Here is a 594-nt window from a genome sequence, read left to right as displayed (position 1 = left end):
ATAAAGTAGAATAAAAAGTCAATATTAATGCCTGTAGTGAACTATAAATTCATCAAATATTTGATCTAAAGTGTGTTTGATTGATTTGTGTTCATTTGTTGGTGGAATGTGTTGTTGGTTTTATATTCAGGAAAATAAATAGGCTCGTACTGCTGACGAGCCTTTTCTCACTCATTAATGCAGACCGTTTAGTCGCCTGATTGCTCGGCAAAAAATGCAGCAACATCGCGGAGATCTTCATCGTTCAGCATACGTAATTGCGCTTTCATCATCTCTGCCAGTGGCCCGGTTCGCAAACCATCCTGATAGGCTTTCATCGAGTCATACAAGTATTTAGGGCTTTGGCCTGCAAGGTTCGGATAGGCGTCATTACTGCTTAGTCCATTTGTGCCGTGGCAATATACGCAGCTTGGGGCTTTAACTTTGCCTTTCTCAGCATCGCCAAAAGGATTGGCATAAACGGTGGAAGTAAAAATGAGAGACGTTAAAAGGAGGGTTCTTAGCATTATGGATTCTCGATTTAGCGATAATTGACCGTAGAATAAAGCTTCCCCCAAGGGGAAGCTCAATGATCAAAATCAATCTAAAGCAGAG

General features: G+C 41.1%; 1 protein-coding gene. It reads right to left on the bottom strand.

The genetic code is table 11. The features are described from left to right. Window positions 1–188: 188 nt before the first annotated feature. The gene (locus R7E78_RS28460; RefSeq protein ID WP_005498990.1) at window positions 189–506 is read right to left on the bottom strand and encodes a c-type cytochrome; all 318 of its coding nucleotides are present in this window, start codon (window positions 504–506) and stop codon (window positions 189–191) included. Window positions 507–594: the final 88 nt, after the last annotated feature.

It is taken from the genome of Vibrio sp. YT-19(2023) (assembly GCF_033337395.1).
This window is presented reverse-complemented; position numbering and strand designations above follow the sequence as displayed.